Origin of the sequence: Pinisolibacter aquiterrae (assembly GCF_019160155.1) — a bacterium.
Lineage (GTDB): Bacteria > Pseudomonadota > Alphaproteobacteria > Rhizobiales > Ancalomicrobiaceae > Pinisolibacter > Pinisolibacter aquiterrae.
Map to the genome: position 1 here is coordinate 230404 of NZ_JAFNIH010000025.1, position 24655 is coordinate 255058.

The 24655-nt window shown below is 66.9% G+C and carries 25 protein-coding genes and 2 tRNA genes; 11 read left to right on the plus strand and 16 right to left on the minus strand.

What is annotated here, in order from left to right; translation table 11 throughout:
• The first annotated feature begins 188 nt into the window (after nucleotides 1-188).
• From J3S89_RS10555 to J3S89_RS10565, 3 genes are all read left to right on the plus strand, one after another.
• Nucleotides 189-263: transfer RNA gene (locus tag J3S89_RS10555), tRNA-Lys, on the plus strand.
• Between the two features lie 369 nt (nucleotides 264-632).
• Nucleotides 633-1142 carry a hypothetical protein gene (locus J3S89_RS10560; RefSeq protein WP_217927495.1) on the plus strand — a complete coding sequence of 170 codons (510 nt, stop codon included), beginning with the start codon at nucleotides 633-635 and terminating at the stop codon, nucleotides 1140-1142.
• A gap of 104 nt (nucleotides 1143-1246) precedes the next feature.
• Nucleotides 1247-1543 carry a hypothetical protein gene (locus J3S89_RS10565; protein WP_217927497.1) on the plus strand — a complete coding sequence of 99 codons (297 nt, stop codon included), beginning with the start codon at nucleotides 1247-1249 and terminating at the stop codon, nucleotides 1541-1543.
• A 162-nt stretch (nucleotides 1544-1705) separates the two neighbouring features.
• On the opposite strand, the gene J3S89_RS10570 is transcribed toward J3S89_RS10565, so the two are convergent.
• The 9 genes from J3S89_RS10570 to J3S89_RS10610 form a co-directional block, all read right to left on the minus strand.
• Nucleotides 1706-2146, minus strand: a complete 441-nt coding sequence (locus J3S89_RS10570) for a helix-turn-helix domain-containing protein (protein ID WP_217927499.1) — start codon at nucleotides 2144-2146, stop codon at nucleotides 1706-1708.
• A 26-nt stretch (nucleotides 2147-2172) separates the two neighbouring features.
• Nucleotides 2173-2478, minus strand: a complete 306-nt coding sequence (locus J3S89_RS10575) for a DUF4258 domain-containing protein (RefSeq protein WP_217927501.1) — start codon at nucleotides 2476-2478, stop codon at nucleotides 2173-2175.
• 63 nt (nucleotides 2479-2541) lie between these two features.
• Entirely contained in the window at nucleotides 2542-2829 is a 288-nt protein-coding gene (locus J3S89_RS10580; RefSeq protein ID WP_217927503.1) for a DUF6378 domain-containing protein, read from the minus strand.
• Complete coding sequence (locus J3S89_RS10585) at nucleotides 2826-3305, minus strand: RuvC family protein (RefSeq protein ID WP_217927504.1); 480 nt, start codon at nucleotides 3303-3305, stop codon at nucleotides 2826-2828. The genes J3S89_RS10580 and J3S89_RS10585 overlap by 4 nt, the downstream gene beginning before the upstream one ends.
• A gap of 113 nt (nucleotides 3306-3418) precedes the next feature.
• Nucleotides 3419-4009: a hypothetical protein gene (locus tag J3S89_RS10590; protein ID WP_217927505.1), complete on the minus strand. Its 591-nt coding sequence runs from the start codon at nucleotides 4007-4009 to the stop codon at nucleotides 3419-3421.
• Nucleotides 4009-4215, minus strand: coding sequence for a helix-turn-helix transcriptional regulator (locus J3S89_RS23630; RefSeq protein WP_217927506.1), 207 nt, complete (start codon nucleotides 4213-4215; stop codon nucleotides 4009-4011). Before J3S89_RS23630 ends, J3S89_RS10590 begins: the two co-directional genes overlap by 1 nt.
• Nucleotides 4216-4336: 121 nt before the next feature.
• Nucleotides 4337-4744 carry a hypothetical protein gene (locus J3S89_RS10600; RefSeq protein WP_217927507.1) on the minus strand — a complete coding sequence of 136 codons (408 nt, stop codon included), beginning with the start codon at nucleotides 4742-4744 and terminating at the stop codon, nucleotides 4337-4339.
• A 5-nt stretch (nucleotides 4745-4749) separates the two neighbouring features.
• Nucleotides 4750-6027 carry a tyrosine-type recombinase/integrase gene (locus J3S89_RS10605; RefSeq protein ID WP_217927508.1) on the minus strand — a complete coding sequence of 426 codons (1278 nt, stop codon included), beginning with the start codon at nucleotides 6025-6027 and terminating at the stop codon, nucleotides 4750-4752.
• Nucleotides 6028-6622: 595 nt separating this feature from the next.
• On the minus strand, nucleotides 6623-7933 hold the full coding sequence (locus tag J3S89_RS10610) for a 3-hydroxyacyl-CoA dehydrogenase (protein ID WP_217927509.1): 1311 nt from the start codon (nucleotides 7931-7933) through the stop codon (nucleotides 6623-6625).
• A 463-nt stretch (nucleotides 7934-8396) separates the two neighbouring features.
• Between J3S89_RS10610 and J3S89_RS10615 the strand changes: the two genes are divergently transcribed.
• From J3S89_RS10615 to J3S89_RS10645, 7 genes are all read left to right on the plus strand, one after another.
• Nucleotides 8397-9227: an ABC transporter ATP-binding protein gene (locus J3S89_RS10615; RefSeq protein ID WP_217927510.1), complete on the plus strand. Its 831-nt coding sequence runs from the start codon at nucleotides 8397-8399 to the stop codon at nucleotides 9225-9227.
• Nucleotides 9224-10012 (plus strand): ABC transporter permease, encoded by a 789-nt coding sequence (locus J3S89_RS10620; protein WP_217927511.1) that lies wholly within the window; start codon nucleotides 9224-9226, stop codon nucleotides 10010-10012. Before J3S89_RS10615 ends, J3S89_RS10620 begins: the two co-directional genes overlap by 4 nt.
• Nucleotides 10013-10047: 35 nt before the next feature.
• Nucleotides 10048-11073 carry an ABC transporter substrate-binding protein gene (locus J3S89_RS10625; protein ID WP_217927512.1) on the plus strand — a complete coding sequence of 342 codons (1026 nt, stop codon included), beginning with the start codon at nucleotides 10048-10050 and terminating at the stop codon, nucleotides 11071-11073.
• 230 nt (nucleotides 11074-11303) lie between these two features.
• Entirely contained in the window at nucleotides 11304-11543 is a 240-nt protein-coding gene (locus J3S89_RS10630; RefSeq protein WP_217927513.1) for a BrnA antitoxin family protein, read from the plus strand.
• 105 nt (nucleotides 11544-11648) lie between these two features.
• The gene (hldE, locus tag J3S89_RS10635; protein WP_217927514.1) at nucleotides 11649-13097 is read left to right on the plus strand and encodes a bifunctional D-glycero-beta-D-manno-heptose-7-phosphate kinase/D-glycero-beta-D-manno-heptose 1-phosphate adenylyltransferase HldE; all 1449 of its coding nucleotides are present in this window, start codon (nucleotides 11649-11651) and stop codon (nucleotides 13095-13097) included.
• Nucleotides 13098-13119: 22 nt separating this feature from the next.
• Nucleotides 13120-14193: a glycosyltransferase family 4 protein gene (locus J3S89_RS10640; RefSeq protein ID WP_217927515.1), complete on the plus strand. Its 1074-nt coding sequence runs from the start codon at nucleotides 13120-13122 to the stop codon at nucleotides 14191-14193.
• Nucleotides 14190-15311: a glycosyltransferase family 9 protein gene (locus J3S89_RS10645; RefSeq protein WP_230488958.1), complete on the plus strand. Its 1122-nt coding sequence runs from the start codon at nucleotides 14190-14192 to the stop codon at nucleotides 15309-15311. Before J3S89_RS10640 ends, J3S89_RS10645 begins: the two co-directional genes overlap by 4 nt.
• 56 nt (nucleotides 15312-15367) lie before the next feature.
• Here the strand turns inward: J3S89_RS10645 and serA are convergent, their stop codons facing one another.
• Both serA and J3S89_RS10655 read right to left on the minus strand, forming a co-directional pair.
• Complete coding sequence (gene serA, locus J3S89_RS10650; protein WP_217927516.1) at nucleotides 15368-16606, minus strand: phosphoglycerate dehydrogenase; 1239 nt, start codon at nucleotides 16604-16606, stop codon at nucleotides 15368-15370.
• Between the two features lie 149 nt (nucleotides 16607-16755).
• Nucleotides 16756-17556 carry a TrmH family RNA methyltransferase gene (locus J3S89_RS10655; RefSeq protein ID WP_217927517.1) on the minus strand — a complete coding sequence of 267 codons (801 nt, stop codon included), beginning with the start codon at nucleotides 17554-17556 and terminating at the stop codon, nucleotides 16756-16758.
• Between the two features lie 163 nt (nucleotides 17557-17719).
• Here J3S89_RS10655 and J3S89_RS10660 point away from each other — a divergent pair.
• Nucleotides 17720-17794, plus strand: a tRNA-Glu gene (locus J3S89_RS10660).
• 34 nt (nucleotides 17795-17828) lie between these two features.
• Here the strand turns inward: J3S89_RS10660 and J3S89_RS10665 are convergent.
• The 5 genes from J3S89_RS10665 to J3S89_RS10685 form a co-directional block, all read right to left on the minus strand.
• Complete coding sequence (locus J3S89_RS10665) at nucleotides 17829-20072, minus strand: glycoside hydrolase family 3 N-terminal domain-containing protein (protein WP_217927518.1); 2244 nt, start codon at nucleotides 20070-20072, stop codon at nucleotides 17829-17831.
• Nucleotides 20073-20323: 251 nt separating this feature from the next.
• Nucleotides 20324-21109, minus strand: a complete 786-nt coding sequence (locus tag J3S89_RS10670) for an amino acid ABC transporter ATP-binding protein (protein WP_217927519.1) — start codon at nucleotides 21107-21109, stop codon at nucleotides 20324-20326.
• A 17-nt stretch (nucleotides 21110-21126) separates the two neighbouring features.
• Nucleotides 21127-22266: an amino acid ABC transporter permease gene (locus J3S89_RS10675; protein ID WP_217927520.1), complete on the minus strand. Its 1140-nt coding sequence runs from the start codon at nucleotides 22264-22266 to the stop codon at nucleotides 21127-21129.
• Nucleotides 22267-22270: 4 nt separating this feature from the next.
• Nucleotides 22271-23464 carry an amino acid ABC transporter permease gene (locus tag J3S89_RS10680; RefSeq protein WP_217927521.1) on the minus strand — a complete coding sequence of 398 codons (1194 nt, stop codon included), beginning with the start codon at nucleotides 23462-23464 and terminating at the stop codon, nucleotides 22271-22273.
• 148 nt (nucleotides 23465-23612) lie between these two features.
• Nucleotides 23613-24629, minus strand: a complete 1017-nt coding sequence (locus J3S89_RS10685) for an amino acid ABC transporter substrate-binding protein (RefSeq protein ID WP_217927522.1) — start codon at nucleotides 24627-24629, stop codon at nucleotides 23613-23615.
• Nucleotides 24630-24655 lie beyond the last annotated feature (26 nt).

The following is a 24655-nucleotide window of genomic DNA, read 5'->3' on the forward strand; positions in this document are numbered from 1 at the left end:
CGGGCGTTCCTAGCGCGAAACGGCGATGCCATGAAATCACCTTCGCGCCAGTTCGCATTTGACCGATGGGAAGAGGACGGCATCGGCACACGCGGGCGGCCTCGCGGGCCTAAGGAGGAACCCCGGGATGGGGCCTGCCCCCGGCTTGACCCGGACCGAGCCCTCCCCTTATGGTCCGGCCGCGCTGTGGGCCGGTAGCTCAGCGGTAGAGCACGTGACTTTTAATCATGTGGTCGCGGGTTCGATCCCCGCCCGGCTCACCAAAAACACAAATAAAAACAATATGTTATTTGATTTCAGCGAAAGCACCTGCCTGTTGCTGCCCTTGGTGTCCGCATGGTGTCCGCAATCCGGGAGTCCCTTTCCCCGCCGAGATTCCCGACGCAGCATTTCCCGAACAACGATGACGAGACCGAACTTCGCCGCCGTTCGGCGCGCCCTTGAGGAGGCCGGCGTCATCTTCGTTGTGGAGAATGGCGAAGGTACTGGGGTGCGGCTGAGGAAGGGGTGAGGCTGACCACAGGCCCATGGCATATGCCTCCCGAAGCCAAGCCAGGAGGTGAAAACCCGACTCGACACCAACCGACGCGCGTGGTTCGATCGGCCTCACTTGCCCCAAGGAGCCGATGCATATGATCAAGCAGGCTGCGTGGACCTCGATCCCGATCATGTTGTCATTGGTTAGCCCCGTGGGAGCGGCGGGGTGGGTCTCATCTAGTTATGTGGACAAAATGACAGACGCCACGATATCCGAGGCTTCTATCCTGTCCTCTGACTATGTCGGGGTTCCGACCGGCCTTACACCGCCTAAGCTTGTTGTTTGGTGCGGCACAGACGGAGCAAGTATCGCAGTACAGGTCCCCATCCAGTATTCCGGACGAGGTATTTTAGGCCAAGTCCGAATTGGTAATTCTCAGGCTGAGAACATTGAGTTCACTGCAAGCGGCGGAACATTCTTCCCGAAAAAGACAGTTGGGCTGTTCGATAAGGATTTCGAAAGAAGGCTGATTTCATCTATCAAGTTGCCAAGCACAAAGAAAATTATATTTCTTATATTTTCTTATGTGACCATTCAGGCGCAATTCGACACGTCAGACAATATTGCAGAGATGAGCAAGACAATTTCGCAGTGCATGAAGTAGGCAAGCTATATTCATCACCAACATAGGTATACGTCAACATGACCCGTGCCCTACTCGCCCTTCCCTTTGCCGCCCTTCTCGCCGGGTGCGCCGCCGGAGGCATCATGGAGACCTACGGCAGCGTTTCAAAGGAGGTGATCGACACCCCCAACGGGACGTTCTGGGTCTTCGACCGGCCCGACATCGGCAAGATCATGACGACGCCGAGCCCCGGAACGATCGCCGGCCCCGCGTTCCTTTCCGGTCTCACCCTCGGCATGGTCGTCACCGATCCCGTCCTCGCCTCGCATCAAGCGATTGCGAAGATGTGGTTCGAGAAGACCAACCGGAAGTGCGAGATCAAGACCAGCTTCGAGATTTGGCGGCCTGAATACGAGCATACCTACGTCTGCAAGACGTGACCGTCACCCCGCCCGCCGCGCCGCCTGCGCTTCCCTCTCCTTCGCCACCGCATTGCGGTAAACCGAGTCGAGACGGCGAAGGATCGCCACTCGCGAGCAGGCCTCCGATTGTGAGGGACGGCACCTCAAGCCGACCCGCTTTGCTGATTGGCCAAATCGGCTTCAGGCTGCGACACCCCACCCGTCGGCGCTCCGATCCATCTTGATGTCGTCGGCGTCGACGGGATCGAGATCGGCGAGCCGTTCCAGAATCCAGCGGCCCGGCTTGTCGTCGTCGCTTTCCTCGAAGAGGATGCGGATCAGACGATCGGCCATGCCAGGAACCGGCTTCTTTCGCAGCCGCTCCCACCGATAGACGCCTTGTTCTTCGGCGCCGATCAGGTTCGCCAGCGCCTTTTGCGATTGGTCGAGATGCTTCCGCAGGAACCGGAACTCGGCACCGTCGATCCGCTTCGGGCTGCGTACGATGGCGCGTGCGATGGCTCGGTGAAGCCCTTCGACATCGTGAATCGACACGGCATCGCCGTAGGGGGTCGCATGGATCTCGTATCCGTTGACCAGGAACACGCGATCCAGGCCGCTGTCCGTATAGTGGTAGGTCATGGCGAACACCTCATGCTTCCTCGAACTCAGAACACCGTCACCACGAGAAGTTTCGTCTTCCATTCGATTTCAACGACGCACGTCACCTCGTCACCCGCCGACCGGCCCGTGACGTTGAAGCGCCACCACCCCGACTTCGGCGCGATGTATGGCCCCTCGGTGACAGTGCCGCCGCGAAGCACGCGAAGGATGTCTTCGAACGAAATCCGCCGCTGCCGCTTGCGCTTCTGTGCATGTGGCAGCACCGATACACGCGCGGAGTTCGTCGCCAGATCGCGCACGATCCTTCGAGCCTCGTGCGCGTCGAGATCATCTGGCTGTTCATCGGTCACGACGAGGCGGAGATGTCTACGCGGCTTTGTCATACCATCAAAATGATTGCTTTTTGGTTTTCGTCAAGGGGCGATCTCGCCTACCTCGTGGGCTTCCGGGGCGAGCGTCGATCCGATCACGGCATAGCCGGCGAGGTCGGCCCAACTGTCACCGTGATCTTCCCTCTCGATCAACCGCGCCGCCTTCATCAGCGCGAGCATCAGGGCGACACGGTGCGGCGTGATCTCGGTTCCGAGGACGACGGACCACAGGCGGGCGATCCGATCGAAAGCCGCGTCGGGCGTGCCGTAGTCGATCGATCGCGCGGCGAGCGTCACCGCCAGGTCTTCGAGCGTTGCGGCGATGGTCATTTGCGATCGATCCCCCATCTCGCAATGAGCGCCGCTTCCGCCCGCCCGTGGTCTTTCTTGCGGGCGAAGAGGGCGGCGTGCGCCGGCCATAGCTCGATCGCCCTTCGGCGCGCGTCTTCCTTGGCGCTGGCGAGCCCGTAGGATCGCTTCCACGTTCCGGGCGCCACATACTCGGTCGTCACCGCCAGTGCCCCCAGGACGCCCGCCAGGACTCCCACGGCACGGCCGAAGGCGAAGGTCGAGGCGACACCCTGTCCCGGCATCGATCCGACCTGTTCGACCACCGCCTTCGCCGGATCGAATTCCGAGATCAGCCGAGCGAGAGATGTGGCGTCGATCCGCGCCGCCTTGCCCTCGCCCATCACGGGGAGGTCGAACACGGTCACGAGATCGCCCGAAGGCGTCACCACCGCCATAGCCCCCGATAGGCCGGGGTCGATGCCAATGGTCGGATGGGTGATGGCGACGTGTTCCACCTTTGCGCTCCGGTGCTCGACCGATCAGGCCTGATCGACGTTTGCCAACTCGCCATATGTCCCGGTCTGGACCAGTCCGCCGTCACCGAACTGATAGACGGGGATGCCGGCGATCATCTCGTCGAGTTTCGACATGAGCCCGTCACCGCTGGATTTCGCGGCGTCGCCCCATCCCTTCTTCGGCTCGGACTTCGCCTTCTCGATCGCGATCTCTCGCTCAACCTCGGCACTCGCACCCGCCATCCGCCGGAGTCGCCGCCCTGATTGACAACGAGGTATTCCCACCCGTCGACGTCGGGTCGGATACAGACACAATATCGATGGGGCTCCCGACTTTTCGCGGCTTGGATCGTTGCGGGGGCGGTGATATCGTTCTTGCTGATCGCGACGCCAATCGGATCTGCATTTCCCACCCCGCCACGGTGCCAGCCGCGCGCGGGGTGTTTTGCGTCGGGACGTTGCAATACCGCCCCCCGTTCGTCAGCGAACGGTAGAACGCCGACGTATGGGTTCATTGAGGCGGGGCCACCCCAGAAGCAGGGGATACCCTCCGCTTCGTTCTCGCCAAGCATCTCGGCAAACTTGGCGAGCCCCCGGCCAGACCAATCGGCCAATTCGCTTTCGTCATCGAAGTGGCGGATCGTCAGATATTCGCCCTCGTTGTCGATGTAGGCGACGAGTGCCGTCGTGGTGAAGTCGCCCATCACGCGGACCTCCGACGCCGGTTCGGGAAACACTCGCGACCCTCGATCCAAGACCGAACTGATGAGCGGCGATAGAAAATGCGACCGCCGAGGGCGATAAACGGAAGCCCATCGGGCATCGCGCGCCAACGCTTAACCGTTCGAGAACTCACCCCAAGTTCGGCGGCGATTTCCTTCTCAGCCAACATATCTTCGAGAAGCGACATCACATTCCATCCTCTGCATGAACCAGGATGGAAGCGACCATAACAGGACAAAAAGACCTACAAAATCAAATACGTATGCAATAAAGGCGGACTTATTTGCAGATCACCTGCCCCCGGTATCTCACTCATCTTTGGCAGCCATTGCCTTGAACATAAGCCTCTCTCGTTCTCGGGTTCTCTTGAGATGTGTTAAAAGTGCGCTCTCTGATCTTCTCGCAAGGAATGTCCTGACTGACCGCTCGCTTATCTTGAACTCCTCCATTGCTTTTGAAATGGCGGCCATTTGCTTCATATCGTATTCATATTGAAGAAATCTTACGTAATCCGCAATCTTCTGTTCTTCATATTCCTTGTTCACGCTGCGCGGACGATTGGCCGGGCGTACAATTTTACCTTCAATAATATCGGCGATAAGAATTCTCGCCTCTTGCGGGACGTAGCCATCCTCATCTCTCAGTTTGGAGATAAGACGTGAGAAATCCCCCGCCTCCACCTCTTCACGGATGCCTATCCATAAAACGTCAACCATGGATTCTATCCCTTGATCGAAACCAATTCGGCGTCTTTGCCGGGCGCGATGATCGCCCCGACCCGCTCCGTCGCTGCCCTCAGAGGGTCGTCCATGAGGTGCGAATAGCGAGCGGTGGTCGAGGGCTGGGAATGCCCGAGAAGGGCGCCGATGATAGGCAACGACATGCCGGCCGACGCGAGCATCGACGCATAGGTGTGTCTCAGGTCGTGGATGCGAGCGGACGGTTCGACGACGGTGCGCACCTTGCCCGTGCGTCCCTTGATCTGCCGCGCTTCGGTGATGCTGGCATCGATGCAGACCTGTCGCCATGCGCGCTTGATGTCAACGCGGGGGCCGGGCTTGCCACGGCTGCCCTTCGTTGCCTCCGAGGTGGTCGCCGATCGCCGGCTCGGAAAGACGTACTCCGCATCGTCGCCGGCCTTGGCACGGAGGTTTGCGAGAAGCAGGCGAGTCGGCGCCGACAACGGGACGCGATGAAGCGTCTTCTGTTTCGTCGTCGAACCCGGCTTCGTCCAAACCCCGGCCTCGATGTCGAACTGTTCCCACTTCGCGGCGAGCACTTCGCCACGTCGCGCACCCGTGAGGAGCAACAGCCGGATGATGTCCGCTCCCTGCTGGTCGGCGAGGCCGGTCAGCGCCCTGGTCAGTTGTCCCAGTTCGGCCGGAGACAGGTAACGGTGGCGCTTAACCTCTTGGTTCTTTTCGACGCCTCGGCATGGATTGTCCGTCCGCCACTCCCAGCGAATGGCGAGGCTGAACATTTTGGACAGGACGGCAACCGTCCGATTCGCCTGATATGTAGCGCCGCGCTTGGTGATCTTGCGGTGCAGTTCGTCGATATCCGAGAACGTCACGTCTGCGACTTTCCGGTGCTGCAACTCCGGGAGGATTTCACGGTCGATGATGATGCGGTAGCCGGACTCGGTGTTCGGGCGGGTCTTCGGTAGATGGTCTTTCGTGAACCGCTCGCACAGATCGCGAACCGTCTTCGCGTTCCGGTCGGCTTCGATCTCTGCCAGAGGGTCTTCGCCGCGATCGACCCGTTTGCGCAGTTCGGCGGCTTCCGCTCTCGCGGCGGCGACCTTCCACGCGGGATAGGCGCCGATGGTGAAGCGACGCTCCCGCCCGCCATTGGTTCGATAGTTCAGAATGAACGACTTCGCGCCGTTGGCGGTGACGCGGATGCCGAAGCCCTTCATCTCCGCGTCGTAATGGATCTTGTTCCCCGACGGAGGAGCCTCGAGCCCCTTCACAATCGTGTCCGTGAGCCTCTGAGACATAATCAGCGGGTCTCCGTGTCCGCACCGTGTCCGTCACTGCGGAGGTGCATCGCTGACATCCATTGTCCGCTCGTGTCCGCAGATGTCAACACAAAGACACGTATTTACAGGTGGTTATCTGGTGAAAATCGCTGAATTCCTTTTGCTTCAATGGCTTGAAATGGGGCTAAAAAAACGACTTTTAATCATGTGGTCGCGGGTTCGATCCCCGCCCGGCTCACCAATCAGATCAGTGATTCGCAAGACTTCGCGGGCCGAATTTTTCGGTGGAACGTCTGCCGGGTGACGCTCGGGGTGACGGGTGGTCGACCGCTCGCGACGCGGCGGTCCCGTCGGGTCCACGTCGCTCGAGGCACCGTTCCGCCGGAGCGGCGGATCGTCACCCTCGAAGAGGGTCGACGCACTCCGACCACGAACACGCTCGCCGCCGTTCGACGCGCCTCGAAGAGAAAAGCGTCCACGTCCTCGCGGAGGCTGGCGAGGGGGCCGGGGTGGGATTGCGGAAGCGGCAGCGAGCCGAAGCGTCTCGCGAAGACGCCTCCGCCGTGGACGATGCCACGGCGGATCCGCAGTCGATCGAGCGCCGGAGGCGCGATCACTCCGGGGCGATCGGAGCCCTGCCGCCCTCGGCGGTGAGGTAGGTGTCGCCTTCGTAGAAGGTCGCGGCGCCGACGCGCTCGGCGACCGCGAGCATGTGCGGCACGGCACGGCCTTCGGCGCGCAGACGCGCGACGACTCGCGCCGGGCCGATCCGATCGAGCAGTTCGAACGGGCCGCGGGTCCACGCGAAGCCCCAGCGAAGCGCGCGATCGATACTGACCACGTCGTCGGCGATCTCCGGAACCAGGTCGGCGGCATAGACCAGGGTGTCGCCGAGCAGATCCCAGGCGAAACGGCCTTCGGCGTCGTCGGCGAACATCAACGAGGCCAGATCGGCATGAACCGGGGAGAGGGTCACGCGCGCGGCGGGCGACCACGTGCCGGTGGTGGAGTCGTAGACCTCCTTGACCTTGCCGCCGTCCGGCGTCCGCTTGACCCGGTAGTAGCCGCCGCCGGTCTTGCGCCCGAGTTGGCCGCGCGCGACCATCGCGGCTTCCGCCGCCGGGAGCGAAGCGAAGGCCCGGCCGGCGTCGCCCTCGGGCAGGGTCGCGGCGAGGTTGCGGGCGATCGAATCCATCACGTCGAGACCGATCAGGTCGGCGAGGCCGTAGAGCCCGGTCGAGGGAATGCCGACCGGCGCGCTCATCAGCGCGTCGATGGTCTCGATGGTGAGGCCGGCGGCACGATGCGCCACCGCCTTGTGGAGACCGGCGAGGATCCAGAAGCAGCCGATGCGGTTGCCGATGAAGTTCGGAGTGTCCTTGGCGTCGACGACGCCCTTGCCGAGCACGTCGTGGACGAAATGGACCAGCTTGTCGTGGGCCTCGGGGCTGGTGTCGTCGCCCGAGACGATCTCGATCAGGCGCATCAGGCGGACCGGATTGAAGAAGTGGGTGACGAGCGTATCGCGTCGCTGGCGCTCCGGCGCGCCTTCGAGAATGTCGTGCAGCGGGATGCCCGAGGTGTTGGTCGAGACGATCGAACCATCGCGCCGTTTCGGCTCGATGCGGCGCAGCAGGTCGCGCTTGACCTCGAGCTTCTCGATCACCGCTTCGCAGATCCAGTCGCTGTCGCCGATCAACCCGAGGTCGTCGCCGATGGTGCCGACCGTCAGGCGCTCGGCGATGCGCGCCGCTTCCGCCGCGTCGACGGCCAGGGCCGCCACCCGCGCCCGCGCCGCCTCGGCGAGATCGCGGGTCGCCTCGAGCACGAGCACGTTGCGCTCGGCGGCCGCGCAGGCCGCGGCGATGCCACTGCCCATGGTGCCGCCACCGATCACGGTGATCGATCTGATGTCGCTCGTCATCGTCCATTCCTCGCTTCCGTGAGGGCGCATCGCGGGCGCCGCTCGTCGATTGAGTGGTGTCGTGGGCGGCCGTCGCGCGGCGCCTCGCAGGGGGGAGAATGGACGGATTCTGGAATTTTTGCTGCACCGCAAGAAACCCTACGCAATTCTTCGCGTCCGCACATTCGCCGCGCGGGCGAAGAGCGCGGCCGTCGGGGGACGTGCGCCACCCGAGACGCCGGGCCTTTCGCCCTCCATCACGGGCTCACCGCGGCATGGGCGCCGCGCGTCACGCCTTCGCTCCTGCGAAGACGTCGCCTTCGCCGAGACGCCGCGCCCGCCCCGCCTCGAACACCGCCCCTCACACGCTTGACCCCACCGGACCGGATGGGGAAAGTACCCGCCCGCATCGTGAGAATGCGGACGTTTGCCGGAAGCGGGGTGCGAACCTCGCCGGCGATGGGCCCGGGGGGGGAAGCGGAACATGGAAGTCTCAGGCGAAACGTCGGCTGCCGACGCACGGCCGGCGATCCGTCTCGACGGACTGCGCATCGCGTTCGGCCAGAAGGGGCGCCCCGCCTACGAGGCGGTCGACGCGACCTCTCTGACCGTCGGGGAAAACGAATTCGTCTCGATCGTCGGGCCGACGGGTTGCGGCAAGTCGACGCTCCTCAACGCCGTCGCCGGCCTGTTGAAGCCCGCCGCCGGGGGCGTCGAGGTCTTCGGCCGCCCCCTCTCCGGCCTCTGCCGCGAGGCGGGCTATCTCTTCCAGCAGGACGCCGTCATGCCCTGGAAGACCGCGCTCGACAACGTCGCCCTCGGCCTCGAGATCGCCGGCCGGCCGCGCGCCGAAGCGCTCGAGGAGGCGCGCGTCTGGCTCGGCCGCGTCGGCCTCGCCCGCTTCGCCGATCGCTACCCCCATCAGCTCTCCGGCGGCCAGAGGAAGCGCGTCGGCCTCGCCCAGGTGCTGATTCGCCACCCCAAAATCCTGCTGATGGACGAGCCCTTCGGCCCGCTCGACGCCCAGACCCGGCAGATCATGGGCAATCTCCTGCTCGGCCTGTGGGCCGCCGATCGCAAGGCCGTGCTCTTCGTCACCCATGACCTCGAGGAGGCGATCGCATTGTCCGATCGCGTGCTGATCATGTCGGCCGGTCCGAACGCCCGCGTCATCGGCGATCACCGCATCGATCTCGCTCGCCCGCGCGACGCCTCCGAAATTCGGCTCGATCCGCGCTTCCACGAGTTGCACCGCGCCATCTGGAACCAGTTGCGCGCCGAAGTGGTGAAGACCTACGGGGAGGACGCCGCATGAGCCGGATGAAGCTCTTCGCGCTCCAGGCCCTCGTCGCCGTGGTGGCGATCGCGATCTGGTGGATCGGATCGACGGTGAAGATCGGCGGCGTGCTGCTGCTGCCACCCTTCTTCTTCTCCACCCCGGGCGAGGTCTTCTCCCGGGTGGTGCGGATGGTGGCGACCGGCGTCGTCTGGCATCACCTCGCGGTGACGCTGATCGAGACCGCCCTCGCCTTCGTGATCGGCGCGGCCGGCGGCATCCTGTTCGGCTTCTGGTTCGCCCGGAAGCCGACCGTCGCGGCGGTGTTCGACCCCTATCTGAAGATGGTCAACGCGCTGCCCCGCGTCGTGCTGGCGCCGATCTTCATGCTGTGGCTCGGCCTCGGCATCTGGTCGAAGGTGGCGCTCGGCGTGACGCTGGTGTTCTTCATCGTCTTCTTCAACGTCTATCAGGGCGTCAAGGAAGTCAGTCCCGTGGTGCTCGCCAACGCGCGACTGATGGGCATGAACGACCGCCAGCTCTTCCGCCACGTCTATTGGCCGTCGGCGCTGTCGTGGATGTTCTCCTCGCTCCACACCTCGGTCGGCTTCGCGCTGGTCGGCGCGGTGGTCGGCGAATATCTCGGCTCCTCGGCCGGCCTCGGCTATCTCATCCATCAGGCGGAAGGCGTCTTCGACATCGCCGGTGTCTTCGCCGGCATGTTCGTGCTCGCCGTCTTCGTCCTGATCATCGACTGGGGCGTGACGGCGATCGAAAATCGTCTGCTCGTCTGGCGTCCACAGGCTCCGATCGGCAACGATTGACCGTCACCAACCAAGAACGACAGGGAGAGACGCACATGAAGTCCTTCACGACCCTCCTCGCCGCGGGCCTCGTCGCCCTCGGCCTCGCCGCCGGTCCGGCGGTGGCCGCGCCCGAGAAGACGACGCTCCAGATCGGCGTCGGCGGCAAGCCGCTGCTCTATTATCTGCCGCTGACGCTCGCCGAGCGCCTCGGCTACTTCAAGGACGCCGGCCTCGACGTCACCATCAACGACTTCGGCGGCGGCTCCAAGGCGCTGCAGGCGCTGATCGGCGGCTCGGTCGACGCCGTCACCGGCGCCTACGAGCACACCATCCGCATGCAGCAGAAGGGCCAGAAGATCGAGGCGGTGATCGAGCTCGGCCGCTTCCCCGGCATCGTTCTCGCCGTCGCCAAGGACAAGGCCGACAAGGTCAAGACCGTCGCCGACCTGAAGGGCATGAAGATCGGCGTCACCGCGCCGGGCTCCTCGACCCATCTGACGACCGTCTATCAGCTGGTCAAGGCCGGGCTGAAGGCGGACGACGCCTCCTTCATCGGCGTCGGCGGCGGCGCCTCGGCGGTCGCGGCGGTCGAGCACGGCAACGTCGACGCGGTCGCCCATCTCGACCCGGTCATCTCCAAGCTCGACGCCGACGGCGCCATCAAGGTCCTGGTCGACATGCGCACCGAGGCCGGCACCCGCGCCGTCTTCGGCGGTTCGAACCCGGCCGCCGTGCTCTATCTGAAGAAGGACTTCGTCGACGCCAACCCGCAGACCGTCCAGGCGCTGACCGACGTCTTCTATCGCACTCTGAAGTGGATCGAGAAGGCGACGCCGGATGAGATCGCCGCGGCCGTGCCCGAGGAATATTGGCTCGGCGACAAGGCCCTCTATCTGAAGGCGGTGGCCGCGTCCTTCCCGACCTATTCCAAGACCGGCCTGATCCCCGAGGAGGGCATGACCTCCACCCTCGCCTTCCTCGAGGCGACCGAGCCCGGCGCCTTCGCCGCCGCGAAGATCGACCTCGCCGCGACCTTCGACGGCCGGTTCGTCAAGAAGTCGGCCGAAACGGTGAAGTGACCACGATGCCACGGGGTCCCGATCCCTCGGGATCCCGTGGCCCGTCGACCACGCGGCGCGGCGGTCCCGTCACCGCCCTCGAGCGATCGCTCTGCCGTCGCCGCCGTGATCCCTCGCGTCCGGCACGTCCGGCTGATATCCTGAACGCCGGATGCGTCGCGGGATTCCGGCCTTCGCTCCGGCGCCGAGAGACGATCGGCGCGACACTCACCCGCCGAAGGACCCTCATCATGACCCGCCCCCCGATCCGGCGTTCCGGCTCCTCCGCGCGCGACGCCGCCGAAACGGCCTTCAGATCGGCGACCACCAGGCCGGTGGAAGCCCCGCCCAAGGCCCCCACGCTGCCCAACGTCCGCGAGACCGTCACCCTGCGGATCGATCGCGACATCCTGGAGCACTTCCAGGAGGACGGGCCGGGCTGGCAGGAACGGATCAACGCGGCGTTGCGCGGTCTCGTCGATCGCGGCTGATCGGCGCTTCGACGCGCCGCGCCGTTTGCGGCTCGGCCCCCGCAGTGGACCTGCCCGCGCGAGTGGATTAGACACGAGGTCCCCAGGGTCTTCGAGCGTTCGTCCATGCACCTCCTTCTGCGCAATCTCGCCGCCAAGCGCCTCCTCGTCGTCGGCGACGCCATGCTCGATCGTTACATGGAAGGGCCGGTCGGGCGGATCTCGCCGGAGGCGCCGGTGCCGATCGTCAGGGTCGCCGACGTGTTCGAGCGCCCCGGCGGCGCCGCGAACGTCGCGCTCAATCTCGCCTCCCTCGGGGTGCCCGTCACTTTCCTCGCCTATGTCGGCGTCGATGCCGATGCCGCGGCCCTCGCCGCCCGGCTCGCCGAGGCCGGGGTCGAGACCTGTTTCGTGCCGGTGAAGGGCGCCCGCACCATCGTCAAGCTGCGCGTCCTGTCGCAGCGCCATCAACTGCTCCGCCTCGATTTCGAGGACGGTTTCGCCGACGCCGATCACGCCGCGCTGCTCGCCGCCTTCACCGCCGCGCTCGCCGATCACGATCTGGTCGTGCTCTCCGACTACGGCAAAGGCACGCTCGAAGCGGTCGCCGCGATGATCGCGGCCGCGCGCGCCGCCTCGCGGCCGGTGGTGGTCGATCCCAAGGGCTCCGATTTCGGCCGCTATCGCGGCGCGACCGCGATCACCCCCAACGCCTCGGAATTCGCCGTGGTCGCCGGCCGCGCCGTCGACGAGGCCGATTTCGCCGCGCGCGGCTTCGCGCTCCGCGAGAGCCTGGCGCTCGAATATCTCCTGGTCACGCGCGGCGAGAAGGGCATGAGCCTCTTCGGCCGCGACGGCTTCCGCTTGGACATCCCGACCGAGGCGCGCGAGGTCTACGACGTCACCGGCGCCGGCGACACGGTGATCGCGACGCTCTCCGCCGCGCTCGCCGCCGGCGCCGATTTCGCCGACGCGACCCGTCTCGCCAATCTCGCCGCCGGCATCGTCGTCGGCCGAATGGGCACCGCCACGGTGACGCTCGACGAACTCTTCGCGCTCGCCGCCCCCCACGGCGACGTCGAGGATCCCGCCGTCACCCTGCGCCAGATCCGCGAGGCCAAGGCGCGCGGCGAGCGCATCGTCATGACCAACGGCTGTTTCGACATCCTCCACGCCGGCCACGTCGATTATCTGACCCGCGCCAAGGCGCTCGGCCATCGCCTCGTGGTGGCGCTCAATTCGGATGCCTCGGTGCGCCGCCTGAAGGGCGAGACCCGCCCGGTCAACGGCCTCGCCGACCGCGCCGCCGTGCTGGCGGCGCTGAAGGCGGTCGATTGGGTGATCCCCTTCGACGGGTCGGTCGACGCGGAAGGCCGCCACACCGACACGCCCCTCGACGTGATCACGGCGGTCGCGCCCGACGTGCTCGTCAAGGGCGGCGACTACACGATCGAGACGATCGTCGGCGCCCGCGAGGTCCTGGCGGCCGGCGGCGAGGTGCGGGTCCTGCCCTTCGTCGAGGGGCGCTCGACCTCGGCGATCATCGCGCGCATCAGTGAGCGCGGCGACGCCTGAGCGCGACGGAGGGATCCCCGCCATGCGGCTCGGCTTGTCCTGCAGTGCCCTGAAGGCGAGCGGCGGCATGGAACGCTACGCCATGGACGTCGTCGCCGGCCTCGCCCGCCTCGGCCACCGGCCGACGGTCTTCGCCCGCGCCTTCGATCGATCGCTGCCGGACTACGGCCGGATCGACCCGGTCGCGATCTCGCTCGCCCTCGTCCCCGGCAAGCTGCGCGACGAGGTCTTCGCCCGGCGTCTGGTGACCGCTCGTCGCCGCCACCCCGTCGACGTGATGATCGGCACCAACCGCACCCGCTCGGCCGACATCGCGATCTGCGGCGGCACCCATCTCGGCCACGGCCTCGCCTCCGGCCGCCCCCAGGGCTTCTGGGACCGGCGACAAGTTCGCCTGGAAAGAGACTTCTACGCCGGCTCATCGATCGTCGTCGCGCATTCGCGGCTGATGGCCGACGAGCTCCGCGATCTCTATGCGATTCCAGATGAAAAGCTGCGGACGCTCTATCCGCCCGTCGACGCGGGCCGGTTCCGGCCGGTCGACGCGGCGGCGCGGCGGGCGCTCCGCCGCGACTTCGGCTTCGACGACGAGACCGTCGTCTTCGCCTTCCCCTCGTCGAGCCACCGCCGCAAGGGGCTCGACGTCTTGCGGCGCGTGTTCGAGACGACGGACCTGCCGGTTCTCCTCGCCGTCGCCGGGCGGCCGATCGGGAAGGCCGGGCGCAATCTGCGCGATATGGGTTACGTCGCCGGAATGGAGCGGCTCTATGCGGCGGCCGACTATGCGATCCTCGCGTCGGACTACGAGCCCTTCGGCCTCGTCGGCGTGGAATCGATCCTGTGCGGCACCCCGGTGGTGACGGCCGAGACGCTCGGCTGCCGCGAGGTGATCGCCGAGACGGCGCGGATCGACTTCACCCGCGCCGATCCCGCCTCCCTCGCCGAGGCGCTGGCGCGCGCGGTGGCGCATGTCCGCGCCGGCACCTCCCGCCTCGCCGACGGCCGCGCGGCGCTCCTCTACGATCCCGACGTCGACACCCATGTGCGGGCGCTGGTGGCGCTCGCCGAAGCCATCGCCAGCGAGGCCCGTCCATGAGCGAGACCGCCGCCGACCAGTCGACCGCCTCGACCAAACGGCGCAATCCACTCGCCATGCGGATCCGCATCGCGCTCGCCCGGCTCGTCTGGTCGCCGTGGCCGGCGAGCGCAGCCGTCGGGCGGCCGCTCGGGCCCGTGGCGCTGATCCGCTGGGACGGCAAGATCGGCGACTGGGTCCTGTCGAGCCATCTCTTCGGCGCGATCGGCCGCGCCACCGGGGCGACCATGATCGCGGTCGCCGCCCCCCATCAGCTCGATCTCTATCGCGAGACCCCCGGCGTCGACGTGGTGCTCCCCTGCCGGCGCAAGTCGCTCGGCGACGTCGTCCGCACCGGGCTGGCGCTGCGCCGGCTCGGTTGCGACACGGTGGTCGAACTGACCGACCGCGCCCGCTGGTCCGACATGCTGGTGATGGCGCTCTCCGGCGCGCGGCTGCGGCTGAAGGGGGTCGAACCCGGCATCGGCTCGCTGTTCCGCCTGCTCGATCTGCCCGTGGACGGCCATGTCGTCGAGCGCGCCGCCGCGTTTCTCGCGGCGATCGGCGTGCAGGCCGGCGATTGGCGCTTCGATTGGCGGCTTCCCGCCGACGACCGCGCCGCCGCCGCCGCTCTGTGGGGCGACCGCCCGGTGACGCGAATCCTGCTCAATCCCTTCGGCGCCGATCGCACCCGCATCCTGCCGGCGCCGACCATCGCGGCCATCGCCGAACGCCTGATCGCGGCGCGCGCCGAGCCGACGCGGGTGATCGTGCCGCTGCCGCCCTCGGTGCCGGGCGACTGGCGCGCCGCCGTGGCGCGCTGGCCCGTCGAGACCCAGCCGGTGCCGGTGGCGCGGATCGAGGCGACGGCGGCGCTGATCGCCGGCGCCGATCTGGTGATCTCGCCCGACACCTCGATCGTCCACATCGCCGCCCTGTTCGACCGGCCGATGGTGGCGCTCTATCCGGAGGATACCCGCGAGACGCGGCGCTGGCGGCCGCGCTCGACCCGGGCGACGATCCTCGTCCCGACCGAGGCGGAAGCCGCCTCGGGCCTGCGCGGCATCACCGCCATCGACCCCGGCCGGATCGTCGAGGCCGCGCGGGAGCGGCTGACGATCGCGGCCTCGGGAGCGTGACGCGGACCCGCCCTCGTCCCCGAGATCCCGACGCGTCGGGATCTCGGGGACGAGCCTCAGTAGAGCAGACGCGCGCGGATCGTGCCCTCGATCGAGCGCATCTCCGCCAGCACCTCGTCGGCGAAATCGTCGGCCGCATCCGCCTCGATCACCACGTAACCGACCTCGCCGTCGGTCTGGAGATACTGCGCGGCGATGTTGAGGCCGCGATCGGAGAAGAGCGTGTTGAGCCGGTTGAGCATGCCCGGCCGGTTCATGTGGACGTGCATGAAGCGGGTACCGGCCGGACGCGCCGGCAGCTGCACCTGCGGGAAGTTGACGGCGCCGACGGTCGAGCCGATGTCGGACCAGTCGGCGAGCTTGCGCGCCACTTCCGAGCCGATGCGCTCCTGCGCCTCCTCGGTCGACCCGCCGATGTGCGGGGTGAGGATGACGTTGGCGAGGCCCTGGAGCGGCGAGACGAACTTCTCCGCGTTCGACTTCGGCTCCTTGGGGAACACGTCGACGGCGGCGCCGGCGAGATGGCCGTCCTTCAGGGCGCCGGCGAGCGCGTCGAGATCGACCACCGTGCCGCGCGCGTTGTTGATGAGATAGGCGCCCTTCTTCATGGCGCGGATCTCTTTCTCGCCGATCATCATGTGCGTCGCCGGGGTCTCCGGCACGTGCAGCGAGACGACGTCGGCCTGAGCGAGCAGCTCCGTCAGGCTGCCGACCGGCTCGGTGTTGCCGTGGCGCAGCTTGTCGGTCAGATCCTGGTAGATCACCCGCATGCCCATGCTCTCGGCGAGATTGGAGAGCTGCGAGCCGATGTTGCCGTAGCCGACGATGCCGAGCGTCTTGCCGCGCACCTCGAAGGAGCCGTTGGCCGACTTGTCCCAGCCGCCCTCGTGCGCCGAGCGCGAGCGATCGGGAATGCGGCGGAGCAGCATGACGATCTCGCCGATCACCAGTTCGGCGACCGAGCGGGTGTTGGAGAAGGGCGCGTTGAAGACCGGAATGCCGCGCCGGGCCGCCGCCTGCAGATCGACCTGATTGGTGCCGACCGAGAAGCAGCCGACCGCCATCAGCTTGTCCGCCGCCTCGAAGACCTCCTCGGTCAACTTGGTGCGCGAGCGGATGCCGATCATGTGGACACCCTTGACCGCCTCCTTCAGCGCATCGCCTTCCAACGCCGTCTTCAGATGCGTGACGTTGGTGTAGCCGGCCGCCCTCAACAGGTCGACGGCGGTCTGGCTGATGCCCTCGAGGAGCAGAATGGAGATGCGATCGCGGGGCAGAGAGAGGCGAGCAGGCATGATCGACACCGGGTTCGGGAAAGGAACAGCCGGTCTAGGACGAAGCGCCCCCCCGTTTCAATGCCAGAAATGCAACATTTCGCGATCTCCGCCGTGCCGAAGGGTCGCGGCGCGCGCCCCCTCGCCCGAGACGGCGGCGGCTTCGGCCGTCACCGCACGCACAGATGATGCAGCACGATACCGGAGGTGGTCGCGACGTTGAGACTGTCGACGCCCGGCGCCATCGGGATCCGAACCGCCCGGGTGCGCGCCAGGACCGCCTCCGGCAGCCCCGGTCCCTCGGTGCCGAGCAGGAACGCGACCCGGCCGTGCGGGCGGACGTCGACCAGACGCTCGGCGCCCGACGGCGACAGCGACAGCACCTCGAACCCGTGCCGCGCGAGGGTTTCGACCGGATCCTCGCCGAGGCCGAACCGCGCCTGCGGCACGCTCAGCACATGGCCGACCGAGACCCGCAGCGCCTTGCGATAGAAGGGATCGCAGCAGGTCGCGTCCATCAGCACCGCGCCCGCCCCGAAGGCGGCGGCGTTGCGGAAGAGGCCGCCCATATTGTCGTGATTGGCGATGCCGAGCGCCGCCACCACGACCGCGTCGGGGGCGAGGGTCTCGAGGAGCGCCGAGGCCGTCGGGAGCGTCCCGCGCCGGCCGATCGCCAGGATGCCGCGATGGAGCGGAAAGCCGACGATCGCATCGACGACGCCGCGCGCGGCGACATGGACCGGCACTTCCGGCGCCAACCGCTCGAGAAGCGGCGCCAGCGCCTCGATCCGGCGCGCGTCGATGAGGAGCGACACCGTCTCGTGACGCGGCGATCCCGCGAGAACCGAGAGCACCACCTCGCCCTCGGCGACGAAGAGATCGCGGCGGCCGACGAGATCGCGTTCGCGAATGTCGCGAAAGTCCGCGATGCGCGGATCGAGCGGGTCGTCGACGGGGACGAGAAGCGGCATGACGGGGTCCTTCCCGAAGGCGAGGCCCCTTCCCTGCCACGATCGCGCGCCCCGTCACAAGACCGTCGCGCGGGGGATTTCCACAAGCCCGCCCGTCGCCTCGTCCGCGTGCGCGGGGGGACTTGCCGAGGCGAACGAAGCACTATAGAAGCACGCCTCGTGAGCGCCCTTCGTCTATCGGTTAGGACGGCAGCCTTTCACGTTGCAAAGACGGGTTCGACTCCCGTAGGGCGCGCCACGCTTCTTCTCCACTTCGAGATCTCCCCCACGTCTCACCGCGTCAGGCGATCGAGACAGAGGATCGGCTCGTCGCGCGGCGCGACGTCGAGGCCGTCGGTGACCGTCAGGTCGACGGCGCGCATGGCGCGGGCGTCCGGGCCGGCGAAGAAGCGGAAGACGCCCGGCTCGACGATCCAATGCCCGTTCTCGACGTGGAAGCCGAGATCGGCGACACGCACCTCGAGCGCCACCTCACGCGTCCGCCCCGGCTCGATCTCGACAGGCTCGAAGGCGACGAGACGGCGGTCCGGCCGCGCCCGCGAGGCGAGGAGATCGCGGGCGTAGAGCTGGACCACCTCGCGCACGCCCCGCGTCCCCCGATTGGTCACGGCGACGCGGACGGTCACGGTATCGGCGACGCTCGCCCGCGGCCGATCGAGGACCGGGTCGGCGTAGTCGACCGGGCTCGTCGTCAGGCCGTGGCCGAAGGGGTAGCGCGGCTCCGGCGGCAGATCGAGGTAGCGGTTGGTCCAGCGATCTTGCGCCGCAGCCGGCCGCGAGGTCGGCGGCAGGTCGTAGGAGAGCGGGGATTGCCCGGTCGCGCGCGGCCATGTGAAGGGCAGTCGGCCGGAGGGCGCGACGTCGCCGAAGAGGATCTCGGCGGTGGCGACCGCTCCGTTCGTCCCGGGAAACCACACCATCATCAGTGCGCCGAGCCCGTCGCGGATCTCCTCGACGATCTGGGCGCGGCCCCCCTGGAGAAGCACCACCACCGGCCGCCCGGTGGCGACGAGCGCGCGCACCAGCGCGATCTGGCCGGCCGGTGGGCGCAGGTCGGCGCGGCTCGTCGCCTCGCCGATCCGCCGCTCGTCCTCCCCGACGACGACGACGATCGCGTCGGCCGCCGCCGCCCGGCGCGCCGCCTCGGCGATGCGCGGATCGTCGGGCGAGACCTCGGCGCAGGATTTCGGGCAGCCCTCGACCACGTCGGCCGCGACGCCCGACCGTGCGGCGCGCTCGGAGAGCGCCCGGGCGAAGGTCGTCACCTCCGCCTCGGCGGCGTGTCCCGGCGTCGGCCCGAGATGCGCCGCCGCGTCGTCGGCGAGACCGCCGACGATCGCCAGCCGGCGAATGCCCTTCAAGGGCACCGCGTTCCCGGCATTCTCGAGCAGCACGTCGGCGCGACGGGCGATCTCGACCGACAGACGGCGCAGATCGGCCGCGACGACGGCCGGCGACGCGCCGTTCGGATCGGCCACCGCGCGTTCCCGTTCGAGCCTCACCTTGGTGCGCAGCACCCGCCGGACCGCCGCGTCGATCTCGTCGCCGCGAACGAGTCCGCGCCGGAGCGCCTCCGCGAGATGCAGGCGATATTGATCGGACGACATGTCGAGATCGACCCCGGCGCGGAGCGCCAGCGCCACCACCTCGACCGGATCCTCGGCGAGGCGATGGAAACGCAGCTGTTTGATCGATTCCCAATCCGAGACGATCGCCCCGCCGAAGCCCGCTTCGCCGCGCAGCATTTCCTGGAGGAGACGCCGATTGGCGGCCATGGGGACGCCGTTCACCGCGTTGAAGGCGGCCATCACCATGTCCGCCCCGACCGCGATCGCGGTGCGGAAGGGCGGAAGCGCGACGTCCCGCAGGAAGGGTTCGCCGAGTTCGACCGGGCCGTATTCGCGCGCGCCTTCCGCGAACCCGTGGCCGACGAAATGTTTCAGGATCACCGCCTGGCCGCCCGCCCGCGCCCCTTGCGTGCGCGCGCCGGCGAGGCAGCTCGCCAGCAGCACGTCCTCCCCCGCCCCCTCGACGGTCCGCCCCCAACGCTGGTCGCGCGAGACGTCGACCATCGGCCCCATCGTCCAGTCGACGCCGTCGAGCACCGCCTCCCGCGACATCAGCCGCGCCGCCTCGCGATTGGCGGCGATGTCGAACGTCGCCGCCTGGGCGATCGGAACCGGCAGCAGCGTGCGATAGCCGTATTCCATGTCGATGCCGTTCAGCATCGGGATCTTCTGACCCGACTTCGGCCAAGCCGCCGCGAGCAGGCGCATGTCGCGGTCGGAATAGCCGAAGTTCATGACGTTGCCGGCCTCGCCCGTCTCGACGCGAGCGAAATCGAAACCGGGATAGTCGGACACGACGGTCAACTGCGCGATCTTCTCAGGTAACGTCATCGCCCCGAGCAGCACCTCGACGCGCGCCTCCGCCTCGTCCGGCGCCACCCCGGCCGCCGTCCCACCGCTCGGCGTCGCGACGAGCAGGAGGCCGGCGAGCGCTCGCAAATACCACATGGCGCGACATCCCCCGCCCACCCGACCGATCCGGGCCACGGCCGCGATCATGCCGAAATCGGACGCGGTTTCAATGCCATGTCGGCGACGAACGCCCTCGAGGACCGAGCGGTCGACCGAGTGTTGCGGGTGCGCCCTCCGCGCCGCGTCCGGCTCGCCCCCGAACGCGAACGGCCGGGCTCCAGGCCCGGCCGTTCTGGTCCATCCTCTCGCGCCGAGAGCGTGCCGCCGAGGTTTCGGCGCCCGCTCGCTCAGTGCAGGATCTGGCTGAGGAAGAGCTTGGTGCGCTCGTGCCTGGGGTCGGCGAAGAAGGCGTTGGGCTCGTTGGCCTCGATGATCTGACCGGCGTCCATGAAGATGACGCGGTCGGCCACCTGCCGGGCGAAGCCCATCTCGTGGGTGACGCACAACATGGTCATGCCCTCGTTGGCGAGGCCGACCATCGTGTCGAGCACCTCCTTGACCATCTCCGGATCGAGCGCCGAGGTCGGCTCGTCGAACAGCATGATCTTCGGGCTCATGCAGAGCGAGCGGGCGATCGCCACGCGCTGTTGCTGACCGCCGGAGAGCTGGCCGGGATATTTCTTCGCCTGCTCGGGGATGCGCACTCGCGTGAGGTAGTGCATCGCCACCTCCTCGGCCTCCTTCTTCGGCATCTTCTTCACCCAGATCAACGCCAGGGTGCAGTTCTCGAGAATGGTGAGATGCGGGAAGAGGTTGAAGTGCTGGAACACCATGCCGACGTCGCGGCGGATCTCGTCGATGCGCTTGAGGTCCTCGGTGAGTTCGATCCCGTCGACGATGATCCTGCCGGCCTGATGCTCCTCGAGCCGGTTGATGCAGCGGATCATGGTCGACTTGCCCGAGCCCGACGGGCCGCAGATGACGATCTTCTCGCCCTTCCTCACCTGGAGATCGATCTCCTTGAGGACGTGGAAGTCGCCGTACCACTTGTTGACGCCGCGCATTTCGACGGCGAGATCGGTCGAGAGCGCGCCGTTCGCCTGGGCGACGATGGTGTCGTCGGTCTTGATCATCCGGATGTCCCTCGAATTCAGCGCTTGTGTCCGGTGGCGAGCCGACGCTCCATCCACTGCGAATAGCGGCTCATGCCGAAACAGAAGACCCAGAAGGTCACGGCGGCCACGAAATACCCGGTCTTGCCGGTCACCGGCGAAATCCAGATCGGATCGGCGAGCGAGGCCTGGATCATGCCCAGGAGGTCGAACAGCGACACGATCAGGACCAGCGTGGTGTCCTTGAAGAGCGAGATGAAGGAATTGACGATGCCCGGGATCACCATCTTGAGGGCCTGCGGCATCACGATGAGGCCCATCATCTGCCAATAGCCGAGCCCGAGCGCCATCGCGCCCTCGTACTGCCCCTTGGGGATCGCCTGAAGACCGCCGCGGATCGTCTCGGCGAGATAGGCGCCGGTGAAGAGCGCCACGCCGATCAGGGCGCGCAGGAGCTTGTCCACCTCCATGCCTGCCGGCATGAACAGCGGCAGCATGTTGGAGGCCATGAACAGCACGGTGATCAGCGGCACGCCGCGCCAGAACTCGATGAAGACGATACAGAGGATGCGGATGATCGGCAGCTTGGACCGGCGCCCGAGCGCCAGCAGGATGCCGAAGGGCAGCGAGCAGACGATGCCGGTCAGCGCCACGATCAGAGTGACCAGAAGGCCGCCCCACACCGTCGTCTCCACCTCGACCAGACCGAACACGCCGCCGGTCAGAAGGAAGAAAGAGACGACCGGGAACGCCACCAGGAACAGGAAGACGTTGAGCCGCTTGTAGGGCACCGACGGGATCGCCAGCGGCACAAGCGTCGCGGCGAAGAGCGCGAACACCAGCGTCGGCCGCCACCGCTCCTCGATCGGATAGCGTCCGTAGACGAACTGCTTCCAATAGGCCTCGACATAGGGCCAGCAGGCGCCGGCCCCTTCCTTGCGGCAGACCTCGCCGTTCTCGCCGGTCCACACCGCCCTCAGGAAGGCGAAGTCGATCACCTGCCAGGCCAGCCACGCGATGATCGCGACGCCGAGGAAGGTGAGCAGCGTGTCGATCACCGAGCCGAACAGATGCTGCCGCATCCAGGCGATCGGACCGAAGAACCGGCCGGGCGCCTCGCGGGCCTCCGCCAGGGTCTCGCGCACATAGGCGCCGGAGTGCTGCGTCGCGTCGGTCATGATCTCACCTCTCGACGATCGCCATGCGGCGGTTGTAGGCGTTCATGATCATCGCGGTGGCCACCGAGGTGCCGAGATAGATCGCCATCCAGATCGCGATCACCTCGATCGCCTGACCCGACTGGTTGAGCACGATGCCGCCGACCGAGACGAGGTCGGGATAGGCGATCGCCACCGCCAGCGACGAGTTCTTGGTGAGGTTGAGATACTGGTTGGTCAGCGGCGGAATGATCACCCGCATCGCCTGCGGGATCACGACCAGTCGCAGCGTCTGCCCGTGGCTGAGCCCGAGCGAGCGCGCCGCCTCGGTCTGGCCGTGACTGACCGCGAGAATGCCGGCACGCACCACCTCGGCGATGAAGCTCGCCGTATAGAGCGAGATCGCCAGCACCAGCGCCATCAGTTCGGGGATGATCTGGATGCCGCCGGAGAGGTTGAACACCGACTTCTTCGGCGCCACCAGCGTCAGATCGAACCCGGAGGCGGCGAACAGAACCAGTGGCAGGCCGACGATCAGCGCGACCGAGGTCCAACCGGCCGGAAACGGTTGCCCCGTCTCCATCTGCCGCTTCGACGCCCACCGCCGCACGAACCAGGAGACCACCAGACCGAAGATCAGCCCATAGAAGATCCCGTCGCCGGCGAAACCGCCGAACCGGAACTCGGGCAGGTAGAGGCCGCGATTGTTGAGGAAGACCCATCCGGGCACGGGCTGGATGCTGTCGCGCGGGCTCGGCAGGACGCCGAGGACGGCGAAGTACCAGAAGAAGATCTGCAGCAGCAGCGGGATGTTGCGCAAGAGCTCGACATAGCCGGTGCAGAGCCGGGAGATGACGAAATTGTGCGAGAGCCTCCCGACGCCGACCAGGAAGCCGACGATGGTGGCGAACACGATGCCCGCGACCGCGACGATGACGGTGTTGACCAGACCGACCAGGAGAGCCCGGCCGTAGCTGGCATCCTTGGGGAAGGAGATCGATTCCTGCGCCAGATCGAAGCCGGCGGTCGTGGAAAGGAAGCCGAACCCTTGCGCGATGTGCCGCTTCTCGAGATTGACCGCGGTATTGTGGACGATCGTCCAGGCGATCCCCGCGACGACGATCAGGGTCAGCCCCTGAAACACATACCCGCGCCAGATCGGGTCGTTGTACCAGGGCACGCGCGGTGCTTCGTCCGCGCTTCGGTGATCTTCAGCCATCGGTCCCCCTTGCGCCGCCGGCGCCGATCCGCGCCGTCGTCGTTGTTACGAGCCCTCACCCACCCACGTCCCGGAGCCCCCACTCCGAGACACGTCGGTTCCGTGGACCCGGCCGAAAGACCGGCCGGATCCGGGAAGGTCGTCGCGATCAGCGGATCGGCGGCGCGTACTGGAGGCCGCCCTTCGACCACAGCGCGTTGATGCCGCGCGAGATCTTGAGCGGGCTGGTCTCGCCGACGTTCTTCTCGAACAGCTCGCCGTAGTTGCCCATCAGCTTGACGATCTGGTAGGCCCAATCGTTGGTCAGGCCGATGTCCGTGCCGAAGGAACCGTCCTTGCCGAGCAGACGCTTGATGTCCGGATTCTCGGACTTGGCCTTCATCTCGTCGACGTTCGCCTTGGTGACACCCGCCTCTTCGGCCGAGAGCAGCGCGAAATAGGTCCACTTCACGACGTTGAACCAGGCGTCGTCGCCCTGGCGCACCATCGGGCCGAGCGGCTCCTTGGAGATGATCTCCGGCAGAACGATGTGCTCGTCCGGCTTGGTCAGCTTGAGGCGCTCGGCATAGAGGCCGGAGGCGTCGGTGGTCAGCACGTCGCAGCGGCCGGCGTCATAGGCCTTCACGACCTCTTCCGACTTCTCGAAGGACACGACCTTGTAGTCGAGCTTCTGGGTGCGGAACCAGTCGGCGAGGTTGAGCTCGGTGGTGGTGCCGGTGTTGGTGCAGACCGAGGCGCCACCGAGCTGCTTGGCCGAGGTGATGCCGAGCGACTTGCGCACCATGAAGCCCTGGCCGTCGTAGTACATCACGCCGGCGAACTTGCCCTGCTTGGTGTCGCGCGACATGGTCCAGGTGGTGTTGCGCGAGAGCACGTCGATCTCGCCGGACTGCAGCGCCGTGAAGCGCTCCTTGGCGGAGAGCGGGGTGAACTTGACCTTGGAAGTGTCGTTGAAGATCGCGGCCGCGATCGAACGGCAGAAGTCGACGTCGAGGCCGGCCCAGTTGCCCGCGCTGTCGGGCTGGGAGAAGCCCGCCAAGCCCTGGCTGACGCCGCACTGGATGAAGCCCTTGGCCTTCACGTCGTCGAGAGTTCCCGCGGAGGCGCCGGCCACGGAGGCCGCCAGAGCGACACCGAAGGTCGCCACGATCATCGTCTTCGTCATGGTCCTGCCTTTTGTTGACGGCGCGC